This is a genomic window from Paenibacillus residui (assembly GCF_042677205.1).
GTDB lineage: Bacteria > Bacillota > Bacilli > Paenibacillales > NBRC-103111 > Paenibacillus_L > Paenibacillus_L residui.
Window position 1 is genome coordinate 36,220 of record NZ_JBHTIU010000074.1, and the last position, 25,427, is coordinate 61,646.

Here is a 25,427-nt window from a genome sequence, read left to right on the forward strand (position 1 = left end):
CATATACGTTGTCATCGGACTGCATTCATCCCTGTCTCCAAGGCGGGTGTCCCGCTCTTGCCGTCTAGTCCAGGGTCCGATAGACTTTCGTTATGCCGCTGACGATTTCATCCAGATCGTTCTGCTCCAGCACCGGGCTGAGCGGTACGAAGACGGTGCGCGGCAGCAGGTCAACCGCCCGCGGACACATGTCCTCCGTATAGATAACCGGTTTTTGAAACGGGTAATTGAAGGGGAAGTTATCCTTCTCTGCGGTCCGCTGATGAAAAATTTGCGGAACCCTGTAAACCGGGAGATTTCCATATAACGTATGGGCAGTAATATTTTCCGCCTGCATAGCCTTCATGAAGGTCTGTGCTTGCTCAGCCGACGGCAGGATGATCCCGAGATTGGACCCGATATCACCCTCCTCATCCGGGGAAGAACGGAACCGGATGCCCGGCACACTGTCAGCCAGTGCCTGTTTCAAATACCGGTGATGGCTCCTCATCGTCGCCACGATTCCGTCCAGCTTCTTCCATTGCTCGATCAGAACGGCTCCGGTAATTTCGCTCATCCGGTAGTTTTGCCCGATGAACGCCGCGGTTTCCTCATCCGGATTCAGCCCGTGACGCTCCTTCAACTGCGGCCGCAGCAGCCCCTGGTCATGATACCTTGCCGCACGCTCATATAGTTCCGCACTGTGAGTGACAACCGCTCCACCTTCGCCGGCGGTAATTATTTTATTCATCTGAAAGCTGAAAACCCCGACATCGCCGATAGCGCCGGCGTAACGACCCTTGTACTGTACCCCGCAGGATTGGGCCACATCCTCGATAACCGGAACTCCATGCTTGCGGGCAAAGTCCATAATCGGGTCCATGTCGCAGGGAACGCCGAGGATGGGGACCGCAATAATCGCTTTCACTTCCTCATCCATGACGCGCTCCAGGTCGGCGGGATCGAGATTCAGGCTCTCATCCACATCGGCAAAAACCGGTACCGCATTGGCGGATACTACCGCTCCGGCCGTAGCCAGAAAAGTGACGGCGGGAACAATGACCTTATCCCCATACCCTATGCCCAAAGCTTTCAAAGCAACGACAAGAGCGGCCGTACAGGAGGTTACCCCCAAGGCATAAGGGACATTCAAGTCCCGTTCCATCATGCTCTCCAGCGTCGTTACCGCATTCCGCACATCGGGCCCATAGAAGCGAAAAGGAGACTGTGCCCTAATGATCTGACCGGCGTGAACCGCCTCCTCCTCTCCCATGACGACTGCCCCCGGATAATTGGGCGGGAGCGGCTTGCTCCGGGCAGGAGCTCCACCGTTTAAAGCCAGCTTCTCCAAATCAACCTTTTCCATTGTCCTTACCCTCTTTCCTCATAATGGATTCGTGCCTCGGACCGACAAAGCTGACAAGACAGGCCATGACAGCCCTTTCAGGATCGGATGGCGGGCGGCTCCGGCTGCATTTTCTACCGATCCCCCTTACTTACGACCATTATAATGCAAAAGAGAGTAAGCGACTTAACTATAAAATGTCTATAATTCACTCCCGGTTAATCAGCCTGCCTGCCGGCTCGAAGCCTCTCACGATTGGCTATCGTCAACGGCCCTACGTCGATGAAAAACCGAATTATCCGTTTAAAATGGCTTCGATTTCTTCCAGATCTCCGGCCGGCAGCTTCACTCCCGCCGCCTTGACGTTATCCTCCACCTGCTCCGGACGGGAGGCGCCGATGATACAGCTGGCCACATTATCCTGCCTCAGAATCCAAGCCAGCGCAAGCTGAGCCATACTAAGCCCGTTTCGCTCGGCAATCGGCCGCATTTTCTCCACTTTAACCAGATTTGCTTCCTGAATGAATGATTGCATGAACATGTTGGATTTCGGATCGGCGGCTCGGGAATCTTCCGGCGGAGCCATGCCCGGCTTGTATTTTCCGGTCAACACCCCTTGGGCCAACGGAGAGAAGACGACCTGCCCGATCCCGTGCCGTTCGCACAAGGGCAGCACCTCTTGTTCCAGACCCCGCGCGAACATGTTGTACTGGGGCTGATTGGAGATGATCCGGTCCAGGTTATACTTCTCGGCGGTGTGGACGGCATCCGCAAGTTGGGCCGCCTTCCAGCGGCTTACCCCGGCGTAAACAATTTTCCCCTGCGTGATCAAATCATCCAACGCCCGCAGCGTCTCCTCGAGAGGAGTGTTCGAATCGTAGCCGTGACATTGATACAAATCGATATAATCGACACCCATCCGCCGCAGACTGGCTTCGCATTGCTCCATAATATGCTTGCGGGACAGCCCTCTGTCGTTAGGCCCGTCCCCCATCGGATGGAACACTTTCGTCGCAATGACGTAGGAATGCCGCGGGTATTTTGACAGCGCCTTGCCCATGATCCGTTCTGCGGCACCTCTGCCATACATGTTGGCCGTATCGAAAAAATTGATCCCCAGCTCGTAAGCCTTGTCCACGACCGCTTCCGATTGCTTCTCTTCCATTGAATTTCCATAGGTCAGCCAACTGCCCAAGCCAATTTCGCTTATCTTCAAGCCGCTGGCTCCTAAACGTCTGTACTGCATTCCGATTCCATCCTCCATCTTGGTTTGAGTTTAAAAATGCCCACCCGTTGACCTGTCCCGGCACGGGTTCGAAGGCAAAGCTTTATCCGCCTTTATCTTTATTGAAGACTCACAAGGGGAGTGCTCACCAGCCTTCCCCATTCGTCCACGATTTGAAAAAAATACGCAGCCGCTTGCTCCGGGAGCTCGGCGCTAATTTTGCCGGTAGCCTTGTCGATTCGGGCTTCCCGAGGCTCCCATTCGACTTTATACTTATCCGAATGGGATACCCTCAACTCCGCCTTGGTTACGGCAATGTCGGAGCGGAATTCAGCTTGAGCTTGCTTTCCGTCCGAATCTTGACGAATGACTTGTACAAGCGGCTTTCCGCCCCGGGCCACATGATCGGCGAAGGCATAAATTTCCGGCGGACTCCACCCTGCGTGATGGGAATGACCCAAGCCAAAATGAATGCACATCGCAGACCCGGGGATGCCGTTATGAGCGGCCTCATATGATTTGCCGGTCAAATGCAGCGGAAAGTGAGAATCCTCGCCCCCGTTGACCCATAGCACAGGAATCGAGACTTGCCGGAAATAAGAGGACGGGTCCCATAGGCGCTTCACCATGGCGGCGGCCTCCGGCGGCATCTCCCTGAAGCTGTCGCCATACTGGTTGTCGGCTTCATATAAATATCCGCAGCCATATACGGGAATGGAGAAGGCCAGGCGGTGATCCACTCCCGCTGCGATACTCGCAATGACCCCTCCCCACGATATTCCGCTAATCCCTATCCGCCTTGCATCGACCCGTTCCAGGGTTCGGATAAAGGAATGGGCAAGAATGACATCCGCCACCGCGTGGTACATCCATTGATCTTCCTGGGATTCACCATAATCGGCGAAAATTCCCTGCCTGCGCGGGCCTCCCCATTCATGCCCGGGTCTCAACCCCCGGCTGTCCTTCCCCAGAGGGAGCTGGCCCTCCAAATCCATGGCAATGGCGGCATAGCCTCGGTCCTTCCACAGCCGCACCCATTCTTTAAAAGCCGTTCCCCCTCCTCCATGCGCCAGCACGATGGCGGGCACCTTCTTCCCCGCAGACGATTCAGGCAGGGCATAGTAAGCGAAGACACGGGTGGAACGGCCCTGGTAAGGCATTCCCTCATAGAACAGCGCTTTAATGTCCCCATCCTCCCATTCCGGCAGCGGAAAAATCCGGGGACATCGCGACAGCGCCTGCAAATTCCAAGGGGGGCTTGCTTTATCACTTGAATTCATACAATTTGTCTCGCAGCAGCGCCGTATCCTTGTTTTCGCTGTACCATTTGGCATACCATTCTTCGACTTGCTTGCCTCCCGCCTTGTCCCACAGAGTCTTCGCCTCAGTCATGGCTTGATCGGCAGTATAGGACGGGCCGCTGACGATTGCTTTATTCCACAGATCATCGATCTGCTTGTTGACGCTGGAGACAATCATCTGAATATCTTCCGGAGGTGTTGGCATATGCTCTCCATGCGTAATGTCCGCGATCGGTCTTTCCGGGGTCAAATAAGCTTCGTCAGCCATTTTAACCAGATCGTAAAACTCTTTCTCCACCGGAATATCCTGGTTCAACGTCTCTTCATATTTCCCGCACTTGCCTTCCAATACGGGGGAATAGAGCATTCTGAAATCATCCGTGTAGGACAGCTCTTTGGCCTTGTCCTTATCCACGAAGGTTTGACAGCCGTTGGAGCCCTGGGTGCTATGGGTGCCTTCCAATCCGTACTTCAAAGTTTTTCCGGCCGACTCCGATGAGATGAAATCGATATACTCCATCACGGCCTCCGGATTTTTGGCCTGGGCGTTAATCATTGCGGTAAGCTGCACCGGGTTTTGAATGGTGGGACTGAATTGGCCGAATGGGCTCTCCGGCAGTGGAATGACGATAACTTCAGCCGACGGATTGTTCTTCTTCAAAGACTCATAAATTTGAAACCAGGCCGGACCGTTCGTCTGTCCCCCCCACATGCCTATTTTTCCGTTAACCCAGTCCTGCTGCGCCTTCTGCCCACCCTTGTCGGTCAGAAAATCTTTGTCAACCAAGCCTTCATCATAAAGCCGTTTCCTGAACTCGGTGGCTGCCTTGGCCCTTTCCCAATCGCGGACCAGCTGTCCGTCCTCGACGACCCAGCGTACATTCTGGAACATCGCATTGATGATATGACTGGTGATATAGGCGAGTGATGTGCCGTAAGTGTCCTGGATTCCGTTGCCATCCGGATCCTGCTCCGTAAATGCTTTTAACACTTCATAGAGCTCTTCGGTCGTCTTCGGAACCTCCTTATTGACCTGCTTAAGCCAATCGGCCCGGAGATAGAGGGCATGATTCGTTTGCAGTCCGTTGATTTTACCGAAGGAGTACATTTTTCCATCCGGCATGGTGGCGACCGATTTCAGCAGCGGATATTCCTCAAGCAGCTTCTTATAAGTTGTGCTGTGCTTTTCAATTAAATCGTCAACGCTTAGCAGCTGCTTTTGTGAATAAAGCTGATCCCGCAGAGTGTTGGAGTACTCAAAGATCAAATCAGGTGCGCTCCCGGAAGCGAACAAGGTCGTCAGCTTCGCGGTAGCATCGTTGCGGGGAATGGCGACGAACTTGACGTTGGCCGGTCCGTTCTCGTTAATCCACTCTGTCCAGCGGTTCTTCTCAATCGTTCCTTCACTCTCGGGAACCAGACCGCGATCATAAACCGAAACCGTTATGTTCTCTTTCTTCTTCGATCCCGGCTCTTGACCCTGCTGCTGAGAGCCTCCACCTGAGCAGCCCGACATCACTACCGTCATTGCCAATGCCGGCAGCATTCCGGCGGTCATCCATTTGGATCTTCTTCTTTGCATCATATCTACCCCTCGCTTTTTTGAAATAAATAGGCGCTGCAGCCACGTCCGTGCACTTCCCACGCCTGCGGTCGTGTAACCTTCAGTCGTGTAACATCCGCCCTCTGAAACGTTGCCGCCATACAGGTTACATTTGTTTGAAAACTCGCCATGGCACCGGCCTGTTGCGAATCCAATCTTGCCCGTTCATTCTGCATTTTCCCTGCCCGCCCATGCATCCGGCTACCCTTTGACCGCTCCTATCATGACGCCTTTGACGAAGTATTTCTGGAGGAACGGATAGACGGCCAGCAGCGGGAGAACCATGACCACGATTCCTGCGGTTTTGATTCCCTCAGGCGTAATGAAGGTTTGCATATCGCTTGCGTTAAGCTCCTGCATTAAAGATTGGCTCTGGATCATCTGCTGTACCAGCACGGTTAAATTGTATTTGCTCGTATCGTTGATATAGATCAGGACCGAGAAGAAGGCGTTCCAATAGCCGACCGCATAGAAAACGGACAGCGTCGCAATGACCGGGAGCGACAGCGGCAGCACTACCTGAATCAAATAACGCCACTCCCCACAGCCGTCCATCCGCGCGGCATCGTCCAATTCTTCCGGAATTCCGTCGAAATACGTGCGCATGATCAGCATATTGAAGGTGCTTATGAGTCCGGGAAGCCACAGAGCCCCGTATGTATTGATCAGGCCCAACTGCTTGATGACCAGATAGGTGGGAATTAAGCCGCCGCTGAACAGCATGGTGAACACGATGGCCAGAGTAAAAAAACGGCGGAAATAAAAATAGTTGCGGGACAACGGATAGGCGGCCAGCGTCGTAAAGAGCATGCTCAGCAAAACTCCGACGACGGTGAGGATAACACTATTTTTTAAAGCGCTAACAATTTTGGACCCTTTAAACAGCAAAGAGTAGGATTCCAGCGTCCAGCCGCGCGGCCATAGAGTCACCGCCCCTGACCGGACATAATGGGGATCGCTGAGCGATACGGATGCAACATGCAGCAAGGGGAGCAGGCAACTGACGCCGGCAATGAACAATAGTACGGCGACCGCTCCATTAAACCATTTTTCACCTGACGTTCTTCCCATCGGACCCTCCTGAAATATAAGAATTTCGGATTAACTGCGGCCTACCAAAGTCCGCGATCGAACCTGCGGGCAATCGTGTTGGCCAGTACAACGAGAACAAAGCCAACGACCGATTCGAACAAGCCCATGGCACTCGTCAGGCTGAACTGCCCCCTCTGCAAGCCGAAGCTATAGATATAGGTGCTGATGACTTCAGAAACGTTGGCCACCACCGAGTTTTGCAAGGTATAGACCTGATCGAAGCCGACCTCCATCACTCTTCCCATGGAAAGAATGAGCATGAGGACAATGACCGGGGTAATTCCCGGAAGCGAGATATGCCATATTTTCTTCCATTTGCTGGCCCCGTCTATGCTTGCCGCTTCGTATAGGCTGGGGTCGATCGTAGACAAGGCCGACATATAGATAATGGCGCTGAATCCGGCTTCCTTCCAAATGCCCGACCCGACATAGATCGATATCCAGGAGAACTCGTTGTACAGGAAGGCGTAGGTGGACCCTATCCACTGCTCCAGAAGATGGTTAATGACCCCGGATTGCTGGGAGAAAATCGTTACCACCATGCCCCCGACAATGACCCACGACAAAAAATGAGGGAGAAAGACTAGGGTCTGCACCGCCTTCTTAAACCACATTCTCCTGACCTCGTTCAGCAAAATCGCGAGCATGATCGGAAACGGAAACCCGATAAACAAACTCAACAGGCTCAGCAGCAGCGTATTACGAATAATGAGCAGTGAATTCGGGTTGCTGAACAACAGCTGGAAATTTTTCATGCCGACCCACGGACTCCCGAAAATCCCATCGGCAAAATTATAGTTTTTGAACGCGATGATCACGCCAACCATGGGCGCATACTTAAAAATGAGATAAAAAGCGATGACGGGAATAAACATGATGAGCAAAGGAAGGTTTTGCTTGAATCTTCTTTTGCGATCCAGAGATAATTTCCGATTCACTGCAGGTATGTTCGGGCTGTTTAACGGCTGCTCCACCGCCTCACCTCTCCTTCCATAAGATTGAAAACCAATGTAACTGAATCTTCGTCCGCAGACAATTGTCAATATTCCGTGGCGTTACAAATTTCCGGAAGGCTGTTGTTTCCTCCTGGCAGGAAGTCTATATGTCATATTTCTTCAAGAGTCATTTTTCCCTGCCGGCATCATTTCTTGCGATATTCCCCCGGCGTTACTCCCGTTACCTTCTTGAACACACGCAGGAAAGACCTCGCGTTGGTGTAGCCGACCATGGCTCCGATTTCCTGAATCGGCTTGTCGGTTTCCGTAAGCAGCTTCTCCGCATGGCCGATCCGTACCGCCGACAAATAATCAAGGAAATTGATGCCGAGCTTATCCTTGAACAGCTGACTGATATATTTGGCATTCAGGTCAAATTGACAGCCCAAATAAGTAAGACACAGATCCGGGTTGGAGTAATGCTCATGGGTGAATGCTTTGATCCGCAGCATCAGATTGTCATGATTCCGGGATTCCCTCCATTGCTCCATCCGGCCGGCGGCCGTCTTAAGAATGGACAGCAGGTCCCGCTCCAATTCCTCAAGTGTATCCAGCCGCTCGACGGCCCGGTTCAGCAGGGGGAGCGTCTCATCATTCCAAATTTTCTGAATTTCCGGAGGCTGCTCCATCATTTCCCGCTGCAAATGATAAATCATATTGTGGAGAATAGCCGACAGATTGTCGCGGGTGAGAAGACCGTCGGCGCATTCACGGAACATTTGCTTCAATTCCGGCTCCCATTCCGCATCGCCCAACCGATACTTCCGGCCTACCGAGCGCAGTAGATTCAGATGCTTGTAAATTTCCCCCTGCGGGCATATTTTTACAGCTTCCATGCGGATAATCCGGTTTCCGCCAAGAACAGGCTTGTACTTCAAGGCCTCCAAAGCTTCTTCGTGCAGACCGGGAACGTCATCGATCTTTCCCGCCAGGGAGGAGAGCCCTATGGTGACCGTGAAAGCCAGATGTTCATTCACCCATTGAAGCACGTTCTCGAATATTTGCTCGGCGAAACGTATGTCGTCTGCCGCATCCGGAAGATGAACCATCACGCTTAATTGCGAAGACGTGGTCCATTCCATCCAGACCGTTATCCCGTCCTTCTGGAACAATTCCGCAATGACGCTGCCGAGAGCGAATTTGAGCAAATACTGGTCCCTCTGGCCGTAACGGCCGCTGAACTCCGCATATTTGTCGAGCTCCACCGCCGCCAGCGCTATCTGTCCGATATGGCCTTGAAAGCCCAGCAGCCGCATCTCCGCCTGGAATTGCTCCGGTGTTATGAGGGAGGCTCCCTCGACCAGTTCCTTGAAAAATATTCTTTTGCGATAGATCAGATCGTTCTCCCTCTGCTTCTGATAATTAATCGATCTTTCCACCAGATCGTCCAGGGCCGTTTCTATAAACCGGTATTCGTCCTGGCCTGCGAGGGGCCCTGTTTTCTGCGCAGCGTAGGCATCGATCCGGGCCACAATGGCTTCAATCGGCCGGTAATTGCGGCGGGTCACGACAAGCATCCAGGCTAATCCGATGCCGATCAGCAGCAGATTCAGGGCAAAGCCCTGGGATGAGTAGGAAAAAATGAAGACCGGCAAGCGGCCGCCGACCAGGCCGCTCTCGATTTTCCAGCCGGTATAGCCCGATTCCTTGCTGGTTAATACTTTCCCTTTCGTCTCGTGGCCCAGAATAGGATGCCCCTGCCGGTCCAGCAGCCGGATAAAGTTCACGCTGGAGGCGGCCAAGTCCTCCATCATATTTTCAATGGCGGAGGTTTGTACATTGACCGCAATAATGCCCTGTTCACCGCTCAGAAGAGGGACTTGTTTGACGAGGGTGACCACCTTGATGGGACGCGGCTGATTTTCAAACACTTTGTAGCTTCTTATATCCGTCCACCGGTAAGTCCTAGCGGTGTGCTGGTTCAACGCTTCCATAATAAATTCGCGGTCTTCGAACTCCTTCACCGAAGTCATGAAATGGTTGCTCAAAATCGTCAGGTCGGAGGAACGGACCAAATAGACCGAATCGATCATCGGGACATTGACTATCCATTCTCTCAGCAGATTTGAGATTTCATAAAGAGTCATAGCCGAAGCCCCGTTATAATTTTCGGCATAGAACCGGGCCAGCTTGTCGTTCGTCTGGACTTCCTTGATGATTTGCTGCTCTATCGACCGCATCGTGTGATCGATCATCTGCATGACATGCTCCGCAAAGACTTCGTTGGCGTGAATGGCCTCCTTCTTGGAAAGCTCGCTTGCGGACAGCACGGAAAGAAATATGATGGCCGTAGTGGTGAAGAAAAAAATAGGCAGGTAGGAGAATAACAGGCGTCTGTATCCTTTTCTCTTCATATCCTTCCCCTCCTGAAGAAGCAGGTTTTATCGACTCTAATAGAACAAGCACTCGCTCCGGCAGCCGGCTGTCTGTCTGAATCCCCACGACAGCTATCTCTATAATCGGCAGCAAATCAGCAGCGTCTTGATTTCATAAGGCCGGATTGTTGTCCGGATGGGCCGGTTCAAGAAGCGTTCGCCCTCCGGCTTCTCCAGCAGATTGCACTCCTGCCACCAATCGACCGGGAATCCGCACTCGATGTCCACCTCCCCGCGCTTGCCTCCATATTCATGAAAGCGCAGCACGACCAGTTGGCTGTCCTCGGCTTTCTTGACGGCATCTATCATCACATGATCGGAAGAAAGTGCAAACAGGGCAAAGCTCGGGGTCACGGACCGGCCCCTGGTATATGTAAGCGGCTGATTCAACGCCCACGCCTCCTGCACTGTTCCCCCTGCAAACCAATCCCCGGGATGTGGGAGCAGCGAGTAAGTAAACGAATGCCGTCCTTGGTCGGCAACCGGGTCCGGGGCCATCGCCGATTTGATTAACGATAGGCGAAGAACCTGGCCTTTAATGTCATATCCGTACTTGCAATCGTTCATCAGGCTGACTCCATAGCCCCTCTCGGACAAATCGGCCCATTGATGGCCTACCGATTCGAATTTCGCATAATCCCAACTGGTGTTCCAATGCGTGGGCCTCTTCACGTTTCCGAATTGGCTATCATAGGTCGCCTCCGTCGCCCGGACCTCGACCGGGAACGCCGCCTTGAGCAGCCGTCTTTGCTCGCGCCAATCGACCTCCGTCTCGAAATCAATGCGCCGGCTGTATTTGTACACGATCATATTCTGCACTATTTTCGAGTCCATGTAGGTCCATTCCCGGCGAATTACCGCTCTTAAGGGACCGAGGTCGGGGTAAGATACTGCGGCAAGCTCGTTGACTTCTCTCATTTTTTCCTGGTAGAAAATATCGATATCCCAGGCTTCGTGGCGGCTTTTCGGTTTATCCTCAAATACCTGCAGCACGTTACCCCGCCGGCCTTCCTGCAGCACCTCGCGTTCGGCCTCTTTATCATAGATGCGGGTTAACTGCCCGCTCTCATTCCATGTGATCTCGTAATAAGGGGTTGTAATCCCCCCTTCCGTAACGGAGAAAGCATCGTTGTCTTCCGAAGCCGGTTCCGGTGCCGAATGGCCGTCAAAATACAATGTCGTCCATCCCATGGAAGGAACGTTCTTCGCCCGGACCCGCCACTTCCTGCCGTCATACTGGGCTTCCAGCCTGCTCCCGCCGGCATCCCGCCAGACACCGTGCCCGGCCGTCTCCCCTAATTCGATTTCCACCGGCTCAGACCGTGTCCAAGGGGCGGAATTAAACACCGTTACGGCCACCTGGCCGCTGGGTACCAAGTCCACGATGGCTTCAGCCGCCTTCCTCCACACTTGCTGCCCTGTCCGCCAGGCTTCGTCATACTCCCTGCGGCTGTCTTCATAAACCTCCGTAATCGATGAACCGGGAATGATATCATGAAACTGGTTCCGCAGTATGATCTTCCAGCCGTCCTCCAGCTCGGCCTGGCGATAGTGCGACCAATCCTTGCCGAGCAGGCCGGCAGCCACCCCCATCCACTCGGCTTCCCGATACAGAAGCTCGAGCTTCCGATTCATCCGCTTATTATAGGCTTGGCTCGTATAGGTTCCTCTGTGCATCTCCAAATACAGCTCTCCGTCCCAGGTATGCACGTATTCCTCCGAGGCACCCACCCGTTCCTGCAATCGGGTAAAATATTCATCCGCCCGGCCGGTCGTTACGTGCGGAATACCCGGAAGCTCGGCCAGACGACGCCTCATCTCCAGCATCTCCCGGTTCACCCCGCCTCCGCCGTCTCCATAACCGTAACAAAGCAGAAGCTCCCGGTTGATTTCCTTATCCCGATATCCTTCCCAGATGCCGGTTACCGAGAAGGGAGTTACCCCTCCGTTGTACGTATAATAGAAGGCACCTACTCCCCCGCCGGGGTCCGGTGTCGTAACAAAATGGGTCAGGATGTCGGTTCCGTCGATTCCGCGCCAATAGAATGTATCATGCGGCATCCGGTTGTATTGGTTCCAGCTTATTTTGGTCGTCATAAAAACTTCGATGCCCGCTTTTTTCATAATTTGCGGCAAAGCCCAACTGTAGCCGAACACATCCGGCAGCCACAAATATTTGCATTCGATGCCGAACTCTCTCTTCATAAACCGGGTTCCCGCCAGAAGCTGGCGGACCAGCGATTCCCCGGAAGGCAGATTGCAATCCGCCTCGAGCCACATAGCCCCGCCGGGCTCCCAGCGCCCTTCCTCGATGCGGGCCCGGATTTCCCGGTACAGCTCGGGATAATCCTGCTTTAAATAGTCGTAAAGCTGCGGTTGTGTCTGCATGAAGACATATTCGGGGTATAGCTCCATGAGACGCAGAACGGTGGCGAAGGAGCGGGCGCTCTTCTCGCGCGTATGCCTCAGTCGCCACAGCCAGGCTACATCAATGTGGGTGTGTCCCACGCAATGAACCGTTACCGCATGATGCTTGGGAAGCTTGGCTAATCCGGCTTTCAACCGCTGCAGGGCGCTTTCTATAGAATCGTAGAAAGCCCGGGAGCCGGGGCGCGACCAATCGACGAGCAGGAAGGACCGGTGAAGCACAGACAGCAGTTCATGCCTCTCCGGCTGATGCTCCGGCAGCACCTGGACGGTTTCGATCACCGCCCTGCTTGTATAATAGAAATCGTCGGCCGCCGGATCGAGCCAGGCCAAATCCGCTTGCATCAATTGATGCTCAACCGGCCTCCTTGCGCCGTAGCCGTTGAGACCCGTCCACAGCCTGAACCTCAGCGACACCTGAGAGCCCGCACAGTCAGACGGAAGAAAGACCTCTTGGTGGTTCGTGTCCACCCCCTGATAAAGCCGTCCGTTAAGAAAGAGCAGAGCTTCAAAGCCTCTGTTATTTCCTCCTCCCCCGCTGCCGAAGCAAAATCTGCCGATCACCTTCCTATCCTTCCATTCCAGCGGGATGACTGTATCGGCCGCAAGCCAGAAATAGGCATCCTGCCCTTTCCAGCGGTCCCCTATCCGCACCTCGGTCCAATCTCCTTCCTCTGTCGGGTATGCGGCCGCCTCTCCTGAAGGATCGGGCTTGAGGCGCAGAGGAGAAAGGCGCCTCTGCTCCCGGTAACGATACTCCGCCAATTCCTCCACTTGCTTGCTCAACTGTTCTATTCTGAAGAACATCCTTCACTCGCTCCTTTATCCGAAAACGGGCTTATGACTTGCGTGAGCCGATTCATCATTACGACAACCCAATGTCTGTCATGCAACGGACTTTTCTTCTGCTCAAGAGTCGAACTCTATCTCCATTTTCAGCTCCTGGCCTCTTTGAACAAATACTTCCCGGTAGAGCGGACCATAGGAGGAATCCCTGCACCCGCCGGTACAATCAAGCTGCCTTATGGCCCGCGGGAATTTGACCGTCAGCCATTGATCCCTGCTTGACCGAAGCCGAACCTCCGCACGGGCGGCCTCCATATCCCACCGTATCGCGACCTCCACTCCGCCTCTCGCCTGTATCCCCCGTATGCTGCCTTGCTTCCAGCGTCCGGGAAGAGCAGGCAGCACCTTGATGATTCCCGGGGCGGAGAACAGCAGCATCTCCAGCATCGCCGCGGTCCAGCCGAGGTTGGCATCGATTTGGTAGGGAGCGCTGAAGCCCCACATCGACTTCATCGTGATCCCCTGACTCCGCCAATCGTTGTGATAAGTAAGGAAATTGTCTCCAACACAAGATCGGCCTGAAATTTCCAGACATTCCAGCGCCCGGTCTCCCTCTCCCAGCCTCGCGTAAATGTTGGCCATATGGGACAGAGACCAGCCCGTCTGCTCCTTTAAGCCAATGACCAATCTTTTCTCCACGGCGACACGGCAGGCTTCGAACCATTCCGGATGCGTCTCCTCCGTAACCTCCAGACCGGGAAAGAGCGGATAAATATGTGATTGATGCCTATGGTGGTAATTATCCTTCAAATCCGGATGCATCCATTCCCGGATCGCACCGTCTTCGTTTATTTCATAAGGAGGAATTTTGTTAAGCATAGCCTTCCATTTCTCCACATTCTCCGGCTCTATCCCTAGCTCGTTACAAGCCTCGCACAGATGGCTCAGCACTTCCTTGGCCACGGCGAAATCCATCGTCGCGTTCACACAAACCGATATTTCCCGAGCCCCGTCAAATGACCCGTCCGCCCAGTTTTCCGGGGAATTCGAAGGGGACGAAATGTAGTACCCGTCCTCCCCTTCATAGAAGAAATCTTCATAGAACAAGGCGCACTCCTTCATGAAAGGAACCGCCCGGTTCCGCAAAAATTCCCGGTCTCCGGTAAACAGCCAATAATCGTAAAAATGCTGGGCGAGCCAGCCCGCTCCGGCGGTCCAGTAAACGACGTGGGGCTGCAAATTTTTCTTCAAACCTGAGTCTGGTGAGGCAAATAGCGGGGCAAGAATCCCGCGGCAGCCATAGAAAGCTTGCGCATTCTTCCTCATATCGGGAACCAGCGATTCGAAGAAGTCGAAAAAAGGCAGCATCGTTTCCGGCATATTCCCGGGCATGGCCTGCCAATAATTCATTTGGATATTTTCATTGTTGAAAAAAGCGCTGGACCAAGGAGGAGCATAGGAACCGTTCCAAACTCCTTGCAGATTGGCAGGAAGTCCCCCAGGCCGCGAGCTGGACATAAGCAGGTAGCGCCCGTAATCAAACATGCGTTCCATAAATGCCGGTGAGGCCTCTCCAGCGTAAGCGTCGAGCAGCATCTGTTCGTTCACCCCTGCTCTTTCGGATTCCGAGGCTCCCAAATCAAGCTCTGCCCGTAAGAACAGCTCCCTATGCTCGGACTGATGCCGTTCGAACAGCATGTCGTAGTCAGGTGGCAGGGATAGCAGCTTCTCTTTCAGATTCGGCATCTCCGCACGGCTGTCCCCGTTCGGGAATAGCCGGATCAGTAGCAGAACCTCGTCCGCCCCCGTGATTTCGAGCTTATCGCCGCGGATCGTGCGGCTTCCTCCAACGGCAGCGATTCGGGCCAAGGCTCCGAATTCCGTTCCTTCCCGCAGCCGTTTCCCGGTAATCATCAGGAACTCTTCCTGGACAGCGCTTTCAAAGGAAAAGGGAAGTTCCAGCGGACGTCCGGCCTTATCCACCGCATCCTTCAAATCATGAGGCTCAAGCCGCATCTCTACCGAAATTGCTTCCTTCTGATCTGCTCGGATGACGAGGGCGATCACATCATCGCTTCGTGAAACAAACAGGCGGCGTTCATACCGGATGGGACCATCCAACCAACGGACAGAAACCTGACCTGTCTCCATGTCCAGCTCGCGAACGTATTCGCGGAACGCATAATGTGTCTCCGTCCACAGCTTGAGATCGAACCCGGGGTGAAACCGGGCCGTCTGTACGATATAATCCGCTTCTCTAAGCTTATCCGGATACAATCTATTGGCTTCCCTGTACCTCCCTTCGGCCAGCAATCTTCTGACTTCGGGCAAATGCCGGGACAGATCGGGCAGCGGCTTCGTACGGCTTCCTTCCCACAGCTCTTCATGATTTAACAGGATCGTTTCTTCCTGAATGCTCCCGTATACCATGGCTCCCATTGTTCCGTTTCCACTCGGCAAGGCATCCTGCCATTTCAGGGCAGGCTTGCGCATGCTCATCAGGTGTCTGCGCCGCTTTGGTTCCTCCGAATGTTTTGTCAAAGTGGTTTCCTCCTTCTTGTTAAAGACAATTGTCACTAATTCATGTGTATTGTTATGTTTCAGAAACGTTTCATATTCACTATTGTAAGAGGTCTGCCCGGAACTATCAAGCAAATTTTAGCCGGTCCTCGTTTCCCTAAATATCGCTGCACCTTTTTGCCATTCAACCTTTTGACAATAAAAACAATCCTAAGTTATGATTAGAATCAAATTGCAACGTTTCAGAGAGGAGACCGGCAATGTCGAAGCTTCAAGAAGTTGCGGATTTGGCCCGTGTATCGAAAGCAACGGTTTCCCGGGTCATCAATAATCATGAGAATGTCTCCGCTGCCGCCAGACAAAGCGTTTGGGAAGCGATGCGAAAGCTGAATCTGAACGCCAATGAGATGAAACGGTCCCATGAAGGGACGATGATGATCGGATTGGTGCTGCCTCTTACGAGCAGCATTGCGGCCAATTCCTTCGGAATGGATATTCTGTTGGGAGTGGAGGAGAAAGCCTTCGAGAAGGATTACATGGTTCTTGTTGGAAACTCCAGCGGCCCGAATAAAGAAAAAGCGGTGGTCAGCCAAATGATGGCCCGCGATGTCGAGGGGATCATCCTGCTGAGCAAGAACGAATCGAGCGATCACCTTCTTCAGCTTAAGCAGAGCGGAATCCCTTGCGTATTGGTGGACCAGAGGGTGGAAGGAGAACATCTGCATCTGGTTCGCGGCGATAATCTGTCCGGGGCGATGAATCTGACGAATTACTTGTTTTCCCTCGGGCATTCCAACATCGCCATGGTGACGCCGTCGCGTTTCTCCACCTATAAGGACCGGATCCGCGGATTCCAGATTGCCTTGCTGGAAAGAGGAATAGAGGCCGGTCCGGAGCGGCTGATCGATCTCGACAGAGACGGAATATCGATGGAGCAGGCGATGCGGAAGCTGTTGGATCAGGAGCACAGGCCGACGGCCGTCTTTATTGCCCAGGCGGCGGATTTGTTAACCGCTGTCCAGGTGATTGCCGAGTATCGTTTACAAATTCCCGAGGACATAAATCTGGTTACTTTCGACGATGTATATTCCCCGCTGCCGGCAGAATACGTCGATTACTTCACCTCCATAATCCAACCGGCCAAAATAATGGGCGGCATGGCGGTGGAGCTGCTGTTCCAGCAGGTTAAGGAGCCCGCCGGAATGCAGGCTCAGGAAATTGTCCTGCCGGGCACTTTAAACATCCGGAAGTCTACCTGCCCGTTGGCCTAATTCAGCAGTAAAGCTCCCCTGCCGCTGCGGGGAGCTTTAGTTAACGATCGGAAACCATAGGGTACATTTCGGCCAACAGATCGGATACTCCGACAAAGTTAAATTTCTTGTTCATGCTAGGAATAACTTCCTCCAGAACCTCTGCCATCAGCTTGCCCCCGGCTCCCACATGGCCTATCGCTATACAAGGCGTATGGTCATCCAGATGCACCTTCATATAAGATAACTGCCTGGTCATATGCTTCTTGGACTTAACGTCATCCAGAAATAGATGATTTACCAGACAAGGGATTCCAACCTCTTCGGCCACTTGGGCAATAACGCTGCGGTAATGGGTATGGCTGTCGATGAAGAAGAGTCCCCTTTCCCGGCATGCTTCCAGAACAGCCTTCATTACTCGCGGGTCCGATGTCGCTTTGGAGCCCATGTGATTGTTCAAGCCGATGGCATGCGGAACATCATCAATGGCGGCATGGACTCTGCGGTAAATTTCCTCATCCGTCAAATCGGTAGTGATGGCCCCCGGGCCAAGCCAGCTCTTCTTCCCCGATATGGGCTCCATCGGAAGATGGACGATGACATCATGTCCAGCCTTATATGCCTTCTCCGCATCCTGCTTGGTCGAGGGCAAAAAAGGCATGACCGCTACGGTTATTTTAAAAGGAAGATTAATCATTTCGTCGGTTCCCTTCATGTTATTGCCAAAATCGTCAATGACTACGGCCGCCGATCTCATGTTGGGCCTCATCTTATCGGGCTTGGCGTAAGCAATGTCGGGTCCAAGGATCAGAGCCGGGAGCAAAATTGCCTGTAATATGAATATGAACAGCCATCGCTTCACCAGGATCACTCTCCTATTTCGTTGGATTTCCTATTCGGATTGCCGTCCGCAAGTCCTTCCACTTCGGCTAAAACCCAGCTTCCAGCGGCATCCCTATGCATTCTAAAGAGCAGCTTGTGCCGGACCGCTTTCCGCCCTGCTCTCTCGATTTGTACCTCTGCCGGAATTTCCGCGGCCCATCCCGTTGCTTCCTGACTGATCTCCTTTTTTTGTTGGATCGGACGGAGTGAGATCAGCGGACGTACCTCTTCCATAAGACGGACATATTCCGGGGAACGGGAAGATTTGAAAAATAATCCGAGCATGTGATGCTGCTGGAGGTGGACGGCCGCGATGAAGGCATCTGCTAACTCCTGCGGGCCCAGGCTTCGCACATACTCTTCCAGGCGGCCCGAGGCTTTATGAACCATTAATTGATGCTCAGGGTCTCTAGCTTTGGAGCCGTGGGTGGTACTGTTCCGAAAATGAATGCAAAAATGCCCGGAGAAGCCGTTATCCGGAATCCCGTCTCCCCCATGCGGCATTCCATGCATAGAGGCCGCGTACAGCCTGTCTCCATGGCGAATCAGAACCGCCCTTCTTTTCCAGCTCCATTTATCATTATAAATTTGCTTCATCACCTTCGTATCTTCCTTCGTAACCGGCTGCGCATCGGCATGATGCCGCCCCGCTCTGCGCTGTGCCCGGAACGACAGACCTGTCTCCAAATCGATCAACGTCACTGTGCTTTTAACGGAAATCGCTTGACGGGCCTCCGTCCAGTCTACAAGCTCCCCGTAATGCTTCCTGCTCATTTCGTCGGCATACTGCTTTAACTTATCTGTCCATTCTCCGGCCAACTGCAGCCGTTCCCCGGATTCCGCATTATACAACCTCCCGTCTCTCCCTACCTGCCACACCGAAGATTGCCCCCCGCTTCTTATAGTCAGATAACGGTCCGTATAAGGCAGAGCTCCTGCATGGACACGATCGGCTTCGGCAATGGCTTTCTTTAACCCTTTGAAGGGCAGTTCCCCAGTCGTTTCGTATGAAGCGGAGGGAGAGCTCTTGACCGTTAGGAAGGCCGAATCTGCCGGGCGTCCCCGGGCAGCAGCTGGCGGCTCCAATCCGGTGCATATTACGGCTATTAGAAGCAACCCTATCCAAGATCTGATTCTCATTGCGTATCACCTTTAAGGGGCATTGATCTCATATGACCATGCCATAATATTTGCTTTTTAATATGAACATTCTGCCGGATAAATTATCGGAAGCGGACTTGGTAATACTATGCTTCATACCCAGCCATGCCCGGAATGGAATGGAGAAGGGCTGGACAACCTGTGAACAGATTAAAGACTACCGGAGGAAGCTATGCGATCCATTATATTTAGAAAAATTCTCCTATTGATGCCGCTCGCCATGGTGTTGGCCGCCTTTCCTTTCCCTTCGTTCGTTACAGCTCAGAAGCAAGGCGGAAGCAACGATAAAGGCCGGGAATACTATGAAGCCCGGGGGGAGATCGTATGGGAGATCAATACCGATGAGAAAGTCATCGCCCTCACCTTCGATGACGGCCCGAATGCGGCACAAACCCCGCAAATTCTCGACTTGCTCAAGCAATATGACGCCAAGGCGACCTTTTTCGTGGTAGGCAAACGCATGGAGAAGTACCCGGATCTTGTCCGCAGGGAAGCGAATGAGGGACATGAATTGGCCAACCATACTTATAATCACCCGTATTTCAAACAGAGCACCCCGATCGAACAGATTCGTCAGGAAATCTTGAAAAATGAGCAGCTAATCACTTCGCTCACCCGGCACAAACCGAGATTATTTCGGCCTCCTGGCGGATTTTATAGTGAGAATATAGTGGAGGCCTCAAAGGAAGCAGGCTATTTAACCGTACTCTGGTCATGGCATCAGGATACGAAGGATTGGCGTTCTCCTGGGGTAGATAAAATCGTCCGTAAAGTACTCGATAATGCAAGGAATGGTGACATCGTACTGTTTCACGACCATGTGGAGAATAATCCGCAGACCGTTGAGGCTCTAAAGCAAATCCTGCCCGAACTCAAGCAGCGGGGCTTCCGCTTTGTTACCGTCTCCGAACTGCTTCCCTTTAATAAAATGGAATCATCCGTTCATTCTTGACGGTCGTCAGAGGTGAATCATGAACCCGATTATGCTGCTTCTAGCCGCCGGCTTGCTGTGTGAAACCTTCTCCTTTTCCTCTATGTCATTGCCTGATGTTGACGGCCCCTTGGAGCGGAAAACAGCTTTGGTTTGGATGCATCCGGATAGGGAACGGGGGATAGTCCGGGAATCTGCTCAATCCTTGGAGAATTGCTCTTCCCTGGAATGGATGGGCTCGACAGTTATTGGATCCATGGAACAAGCTATCGTTCAGAACGATGCTCAAGGGGGAAAACCAAGTCCTCACCCGCCGGGCGAGGTAACGATTGAAATTCTGCCTTTGCGTAACGAATTAAGAGTTATGATTGACGGCAAGCTGTACAAAAAATACAAGATCGCTCTGGGGAAACCTCAAACTCCTACACCAGCTGGAGACTGGAAGGTCATTAACAAATATACCCATTGGGGCTCGGGCTTCGGCACCCGCTGGATCGGTCTGAACGTGCCTTGGGGCATTTATGGAATCCATGGAACGAATCGGCCTTCCTCCATTGGACAGGATGCCAGCCACGGCTGCATTCGCATGAGAAACCACCAGGTGGAGGAGCTGTTTGAATGGGTGAAGGTGGGAACTACCGTCTCCATCCTTGGGCATGCGCTCGGTGAACCTCACCGCAACCCGCGGGATCTTGCCAGAGGCGATAGCGGAGCCGATGTGCAGCTCATTCAGAGCCGGCTTCGCAGTGCAGGCTATTATGAGGGGCCTTGCGACGGCAAATTCCGGGCCTCTACGGAACAGGCTATGAAGGCCTATGAAAAGGCGCATGGCCTTCCGGTCGACGGGGTGGTCAACCAGCATGATTATATGGCTATGGGACTGGTGGAATAACGAACGGCCCCCAAAATGGAGGCCGTTTCATGCTGTGCTGCCGGACTGGACCTTTCCGATCAATAGCGCAGCCTGCGGATCAGGGACAATTCTTAACGCGCGCATCTCCGGCGTGCTTAGCAATGCATGGCAGATGACCGGATCGTATCAGCGATTGCAAACGTTAACAATGCCATAAAACCAGCAAATTTTCGTTAATTCCAGGACCAGTTCAAATCGGAAAGCAGCTTCTTCAGTCCGCCGGTAGCTTCCTTGAACAAATCCGGGCCGCTAAAGCCTTGGAACGTTCCCGCTGCCTGCAGATGAGGCTCCAGAGACATGAAGCCCGTGTATCCCGATTCCTTCAAAGCCGCCAACACCTCCGGAACCTGGCCATCCCCTTGTCCGGCCACAGTTACTGAGCCGTCGGCAAAAAGCGCATCTTTAATGTGAACATATTCCACATGAGGTCTGAGCGGACCGTAAGCTTGATCGAAAGGCTTGACACCGCATTGTACGAAGTTGGCCGGATCAAAAGCGGCGCGCAAATGACTGGAGCTGCAGGTCGTGAGAATATCCAGACATCTTTCCGTGTTGTCGCCGTATATTTCTTTTTCATTCTCGTGAAGCAGAATAACGTCCGCTTCCTCGGCTATTTTGACCAATTCCTTCAGTCTTCTCATCACTTCGTCACGGTACACGGATGGGTCTTCGTTCTCCGGTATAAAGAAGGAGAAGATTCGGATATAGCGGGTGCCAAAGTACTTGGCAGCCTGCACCGCCCTATGAAACTTCTCAATATGAGGCTCGAAAGGATCGGTAATTTTAATTTTGCCGATCGGGGAGCCGATAGCGGAAATTTGTACTCCCCGTTCATCCAGCATTTCCTTAACTTGAGCCAATTCCTCGTCCGTCAAATCGAGGACGTTTTTATTCCATACCCCGCGAAATTCAAGATAACGGATTCCTTCGGATTGAAGGCAATCCAGTTGTTCTTTTAGATCTGCAGAAATTTCATCGGCAAAGCCGGTTAGCGTAATCATGCTGATATGCTCCTTCCATATTTTACGAATCATGTTTACCATTTGGATCAGGATAGCTTCAAGCCTTCCATCAGAATGAGCAGCGAAAGAGCCTGTCCATAAGTCATGGGACTGATCGGAATATCCTTGTAAAATTGCACGTCGTTGCCGACAGGAGTTCCATACGAAACCTGCCCGACGACACCGTTAGCGTCAATCTGTCCCATTACCGCTTCGAGCGCCCGGATGCCGCTGGACAAGCAGGACGAATCCAAATATCCTTTGCGGACTCCCTTCAAAATGCCATAGCCGAACGCGGCTGTGCAGGAGGTTTCCAAATAAGAGGACGGATCGTCCAGAACCGTCGGCCACAATCCGGACTCATCCTGAAGCCGGATCAGCGCGGCTACCTGGGCACGCATCGTATCAAGCAAATAATCCTTGATTCCGCCTTCCAGTCCGATCATATCGATGAAATCGACTACCCCGCAGGTGTACCAGCCATTGCCTCTGCCCCAGCGGACCGCCCCGTAATTATGTTTGCCGTTGAAATCCCAGCCGTGATAGAACAAGCCTGTAGTTTTGTCGTACAAATATTTGATATGAATCAGGAACTGCCTCTTGGCTTCCTCCACATATTCGGGGCGCTTGAAATAAACGCCCGCCTTCGCCAGGAACAGCACGGTCATAAAAAGGGTGTCGATCAGAATCTGCCCGTCGTTGGGATCACCCGTAATCATATGCTGGAACGCCCCGTCTCCGGTCCGGATCAGCCCGTCCATAATCCAGCGGCTCCATTCATCGCACACCGCCTCAAATTGAGGATCCCCTGTCTGCTCGCATATCGAAATCAACGTAATTAACGGCGAGCAGGTATTGACATTCTTCTCCGGCAATCCTTCCCGGATCCGAGCGCGGTACCAGTCCGCCAGAAATTGAAAGGTGGCTTCGTCCTTCGTTTCCTCGTAGTATTGATACATGCCGTAAAGTCCCACGCCCTGAGGCCATTCCCATAAATGAATATCGATCAGTCCGATAGGATACTGCTCTTCCATGCTGTCGTTTTTCATAGTTTTCATGGCTTCCGAAACCTTGTGAATGGCTGCCATTACTTGCTCTCTATTCACAGTCATTACTCTCCCTCCCCTAACCGATCACAAATACTCCAGCTTTCCTTGTATTCCAAACCCTTCGATAAGCTGTTCCTCGCCATTGACTATAATCGGACGATCCCATTGCAGTTCGACTTTTCCATAGTCGGGGTCGTTAAGCGCCAGATGCTGTCCGCCCTCCGCAGTTATCGCGATGCCGGCGATACGCTCAATAAACTGCTCGAAGCTGCCGCTCTCGTCCTGATCGGACACCCGGATAATCCAGGCATTATTCAAGCCGTCGGAGAGCAGCTCCTTGCCCCGGTCCGGACCATGCTGCTGAAGCCTCAGGCCATTAGCCGCATAGATGGCCGCATAGCTGTCTCCACTTCTAGCAAAATACCATCCGTTTCTTTCCGCATATTCATCGAAAATACCGGTCGGAAAATAAGCATGAGTGAAGTGAACGTCATGCTTCGGATTAATTTGATACAGAAGAATGCCCAGTCCCTTATACTGTCCCGCCTTCGGCAAATAGCCGTTGCCTGCCCAATTGCTCGGCCGGCCTGATCCGTGAACGGCCAATTCTCCGGGATGATTCACCCACAGATTAGCTTCAGGTCCGAAAGTCAAGTGCATGACGTGCTCCTGATAGCCTGGCTGACCCGGTTTAAAATCGGCTATGGAGGACAAGCTGTATCGACCGGTTTTATAGTTATACAGCTTGGCGTATCCTCCGATCCCCTGTTCAAAGCGGAAGATAAAGCGCTCGTCCTTACCCAGGGTTAAATATTTCCGGTAGGCCTCCGGGGGAGCATATTCGGACAGACACAGGGAAACGTTGCTGAATGAGTAATTGTTCAAATACCCGATTCCATAACCGATCCAGCACATGGATGAGGTTCCTACAATATAGTGACCCTTCAATTCCTTCTCGTAGCTTCTGCCATAAGTAGAAGCCAGCACCCCGCGATGCGAATTGAGTGTCATGTAATAATAGAGCAGGTCCAGAGCCTCCTTCGCCATCCGGCGAATTTCCGAAGACTGTGCCAAATCATGCAATTGGATGAAGCCCACCGCGTCGATAGGAAAATAGGCGCTCGAATTCCATTCCGCCAACCCTTCAGCCATAAACCGCTCGAACCATTCCTTAAGCCTGCTTTCCGCTTTTGCCTGATGCTGTGCCCCCGTTTCCCCGCTGTTCGTAAAATGCCCCTCAGGAAATAATTGTCCTGCCAGAAGTTCACAAGTATGGAATAACAGGGCATGGTTCTCGCTGAAGAACCACATCACATCATCCCCGGGCTCATCCATCCAGTAGCGGAAATTCAGAATGCATTCCCGCATCTCTTCCCAGAATGCTTCGGAGAACAAGCCGCTGTCCCTGTAATCCTGCCAAATACGGAATAACGAAACCAGGAAGAAGTCACTGCAGTCTGCACGGGAATTAATGCCTTCCATTCCTACACGAATCATCGCTTCCGCCGCTTCCACCGACCCGTCTGTCTTGAGCAAGGCCAGCGCCGTATGAATATTCGGTTCGCCATATTGGGCAATGGTCTTCAGAGCGGCATCCTTACGTGCGCGAATATCGCCTTCCGTCATAAATTCCAGAGCGGACTCCGGATAAATTTGCACCCCTAACCGTTTCTTAATGGACAGAGAGCCGATGCGGGCAGACAGCTCGATATATTTATAGCCCATCCCGAAATCTTCCGCCTGGCCCAATTCCATCGCTTCCGCCCGGGCCGGCAGAACCGCATCCTTGCTCTGCAGATCCCCGAAGATGTCGCTGCCGAACCGGAGCCGGAACGGAATTTCCCGATTAAGCGGGTTTCGGATATTCAGCACAACCGGACCCGAGAAAACCGTATCTCTCGAGAAATAAGCTTCAGACAAAGCGTTCTCCAGCTGCCGTACCTCTTCCTCCTTCACATCGCCGCCGAGAGGAAGAACGATATCTATGTCCTCTGTCCCCATGTAATCGAGCCGGAAGTAATACTGCGTGTCTCTTTCGGCCAAATCTTCGAAACAAACCGCCACTGTATGGATTCCTTCCATCCACTCGACTTCGATTTCTTTCTCCGCCTCATGATTTCGGGTAAACGGAGTGAAATCGTCCACCAGCTTGCCGTTTATCCACAAAGTGATAGAACCACAAGTAATCAGCTTCAGCTTCGATTTATGGGCGCGTGGAGAGTGAATCTGCGTCACGGCGTACGTGGACAGATGAGTAGGCACCATCCAGAAACCGGATCTTTCCACCCTGGGATTGCCCCAAGGGAAGTACAGCTCCGATGGCTCCGAATCTGCACCGCCGCCGGTACCCGCGCCCCCTTCCATTCTGCCGGGCGGTTCGGGAGTATTTTCTCTCCGCTTGGTTACGAATTCTTTCCTGCAGGGATTTTCATGGATCGCAAACCCCTCCAGCAGCCAAGCATTAATATCTCCATCCATCGTCATCGGTTCAAAACGAACTCTTTGCTCTATTGTCTGGCCGATCCGCCATCGATTGATGCTTTGATGCTTAAGGCGAAGAGGCTTATAGCGGGCTTCATTCTCCATAACCTT

The 25,427-nt window shown here is 52.7% G+C and carries 17 protein-coding genes; 3 read left to right on the plus strand and 14 right to left on the minus strand.

The genetic code is table 11. The annotated features are described in order from the left end of the window. Positions 1-64 precede the first annotated feature (64 nt). The 9 genes from ACFQ03_RS18465 to ACFQ03_RS18505 all read right to left on the minus strand — a co-directional run bounded on the left by ACFQ03_RS18465 (position 65) and on the right by ACFQ03_RS18505 (position 15,669). Entirely contained in the window at positions 65-1,345 is a 1,281-nt protein-coding gene (locus ACFQ03_RS18465) for a DegT/DnrJ/EryC1/StrS family aminotransferase (RefSeq protein ID WP_379290037.1), read from the minus strand. Between the two features lie 274 nt (positions 1,346-1,619). Beyond that, the gene (locus ACFQ03_RS18470) at positions 1,620-2,570 is read right to left on the minus strand and encodes an aldo/keto reductase family protein (protein WP_379290039.1); all 951 of its coding nucleotides are present in this window, start codon (positions 2,568-2,570) and stop codon (positions 1,620-1,622) included. 98 nt (positions 2,571-2,668) lie between these two features. Next, positions 2,669-3,829 (minus strand): alpha/beta hydrolase family protein, encoded by a 1,161-nt coding sequence (locus tag ACFQ03_RS18475; protein WP_379290041.1) that lies wholly within the window; start codon positions 3,827-3,829, stop codon positions 2,669-2,671. After that, the gene (locus ACFQ03_RS18480) at positions 3,816-5,432 is read right to left on the minus strand and encodes an extracellular solute-binding protein (RefSeq protein WP_144933914.1); all 1,617 of its coding nucleotides are present in this window, start codon (positions 5,430-5,432) and stop codon (positions 3,816-3,818) included. Before ACFQ03_RS18480 ends, ACFQ03_RS18475 begins: the two co-directional genes overlap by 14 nt. A gap of 222 nt (positions 5,433-5,654) precedes the next feature. Next, positions 5,655-6,524 (minus strand): carbohydrate ABC transporter permease, encoded by an 870-nt coding sequence (locus ACFQ03_RS18485; protein WP_379290043.1) that lies wholly within the window; start codon positions 6,522-6,524, stop codon positions 5,655-5,657. Positions 6,525-6,565: 41 nt separating this feature from the next. Then, positions 6,566-7,420, minus strand: a complete 855-nt coding sequence (locus ACFQ03_RS18490; RefSeq protein WP_379290181.1) for an ABC transporter permease — start codon at positions 7,418-7,420, stop codon at positions 6,566-6,568. A gap of 266 nt (positions 7,421-7,686) precedes the next feature. Then, entirely contained in the window at positions 7,687-9,894 is a 2,208-nt protein-coding gene (locus ACFQ03_RS18495; RefSeq protein WP_379290045.1) for a helix-turn-helix domain-containing protein, read from the minus strand. Between the two features lie 99 nt (positions 9,895-9,993). Next, positions 9,994-13,149: an alpha-mannosidase gene (locus tag ACFQ03_RS18500; RefSeq protein ID WP_379290047.1), complete on the minus strand. Its 3,156-nt coding sequence runs from the start codon at positions 13,147-13,149 to the stop codon at positions 9,994-9,996. A 102-nt stretch (positions 13,150-13,251) separates the two neighbouring features. Further along, positions 13,252-15,669: a glycoside hydrolase family 95 protein gene (locus tag ACFQ03_RS18505; protein WP_379290049.1), complete on the minus strand. Its 2,418-nt coding sequence runs from the start codon at positions 15,667-15,669 to the stop codon at positions 13,252-13,254. A 239-nt stretch (positions 15,670-15,908) separates the two neighbouring features. Here ACFQ03_RS18505 and ACFQ03_RS18510 point away from each other — a divergent pair, with 239 nt between their 5' ends. Then, the gene (locus ACFQ03_RS18510; RefSeq protein WP_379290051.1) at positions 15,909-16,919 is read left to right on the plus strand and encodes a LacI family DNA-binding transcriptional regulator; all 1,011 of its coding nucleotides are present in this window, start codon (positions 15,909-15,911) and stop codon (positions 16,917-16,919) included. Positions 16,920-16,959: 40 nt separating this feature from the next. Here the strand turns inward: ACFQ03_RS18510 and ACFQ03_RS18515 are convergent, their stop codons facing one another. Both ACFQ03_RS18515 and ACFQ03_RS18520 read right to left on the minus strand, forming a co-directional pair. Further along, positions 16,960-17,760, minus strand: coding sequence for a divergent polysaccharide deacetylase family protein (locus tag ACFQ03_RS18515; protein WP_379290053.1), 801 nt, complete (start codon positions 17,758-17,760; stop codon positions 16,960-16,962). A gap of 5 nt (positions 17,761-17,765) precedes the next feature. After that, the gene (locus tag ACFQ03_RS18520; protein ID WP_379290055.1) at positions 17,766-18,920 is read right to left on the minus strand and encodes a hypothetical protein; all 1,155 of its coding nucleotides are present in this window, start codon (positions 18,918-18,920) and stop codon (positions 17,766-17,768) included. A 193-nt stretch (positions 18,921-19,113) separates the two neighbouring features. Here ACFQ03_RS18520 and ACFQ03_RS18525 point away from each other — a divergent pair, with 193 nt between their 5' ends. Both ACFQ03_RS18525 and ACFQ03_RS18530 read left to right on the plus strand, forming a co-directional pair. Continuing rightward, on the plus strand, positions 19,114-19,893 hold the full coding sequence (locus ACFQ03_RS18525) for a polysaccharide deacetylase family protein (protein WP_379290057.1): 780 nt from the start codon (positions 19,114-19,116) through the stop codon (positions 19,891-19,893). A 19-nt stretch (positions 19,894-19,912) separates the two neighbouring features. Continuing rightward, positions 19,913-20,764 (plus strand): L,D-transpeptidase family protein, encoded by an 852-nt coding sequence (locus ACFQ03_RS18530; RefSeq protein ID WP_379290059.1) that lies wholly within the window; start codon positions 19,913-19,915, stop codon positions 20,762-20,764. Between the two features lie 194 nt (positions 20,765-20,958). Here the strand turns inward: ACFQ03_RS18530 and ACFQ03_RS18535 are convergent, their stop codons facing one another. From ACFQ03_RS18535 to ACFQ03_RS18545, 3 genes are read right to left on the minus strand one after another with little or no spacing between them, the layout of a single operon-like run. Beyond that, positions 20,959-21,786, minus strand: a complete 828-nt coding sequence (locus ACFQ03_RS18535; protein ID WP_150959177.1) for a sugar phosphate isomerase/epimerase family protein — start codon at positions 21,784-21,786, stop codon at positions 20,959-20,961. A 47-nt stretch (positions 21,787-21,833) separates the two neighbouring features. After that, positions 21,834-22,898 (minus strand): beta-galactosidase BglB, encoded by a 1,065-nt coding sequence (bglB, locus tag ACFQ03_RS18540; protein ID WP_379290061.1) that lies wholly within the window; start codon positions 22,896-22,898, stop codon positions 21,834-21,836. A gap of 21 nt (positions 22,899-22,919) precedes the next feature. Then, positions 22,920-25,421: a hypothetical protein gene (locus ACFQ03_RS18545; protein WP_379290063.1), complete on the minus strand. Its 2,502-nt coding sequence runs from the start codon at positions 25,419-25,421 to the stop codon at positions 22,920-22,922. Between the last annotated feature and the right edge of the window lie 6 nt (positions 25,422-25,427).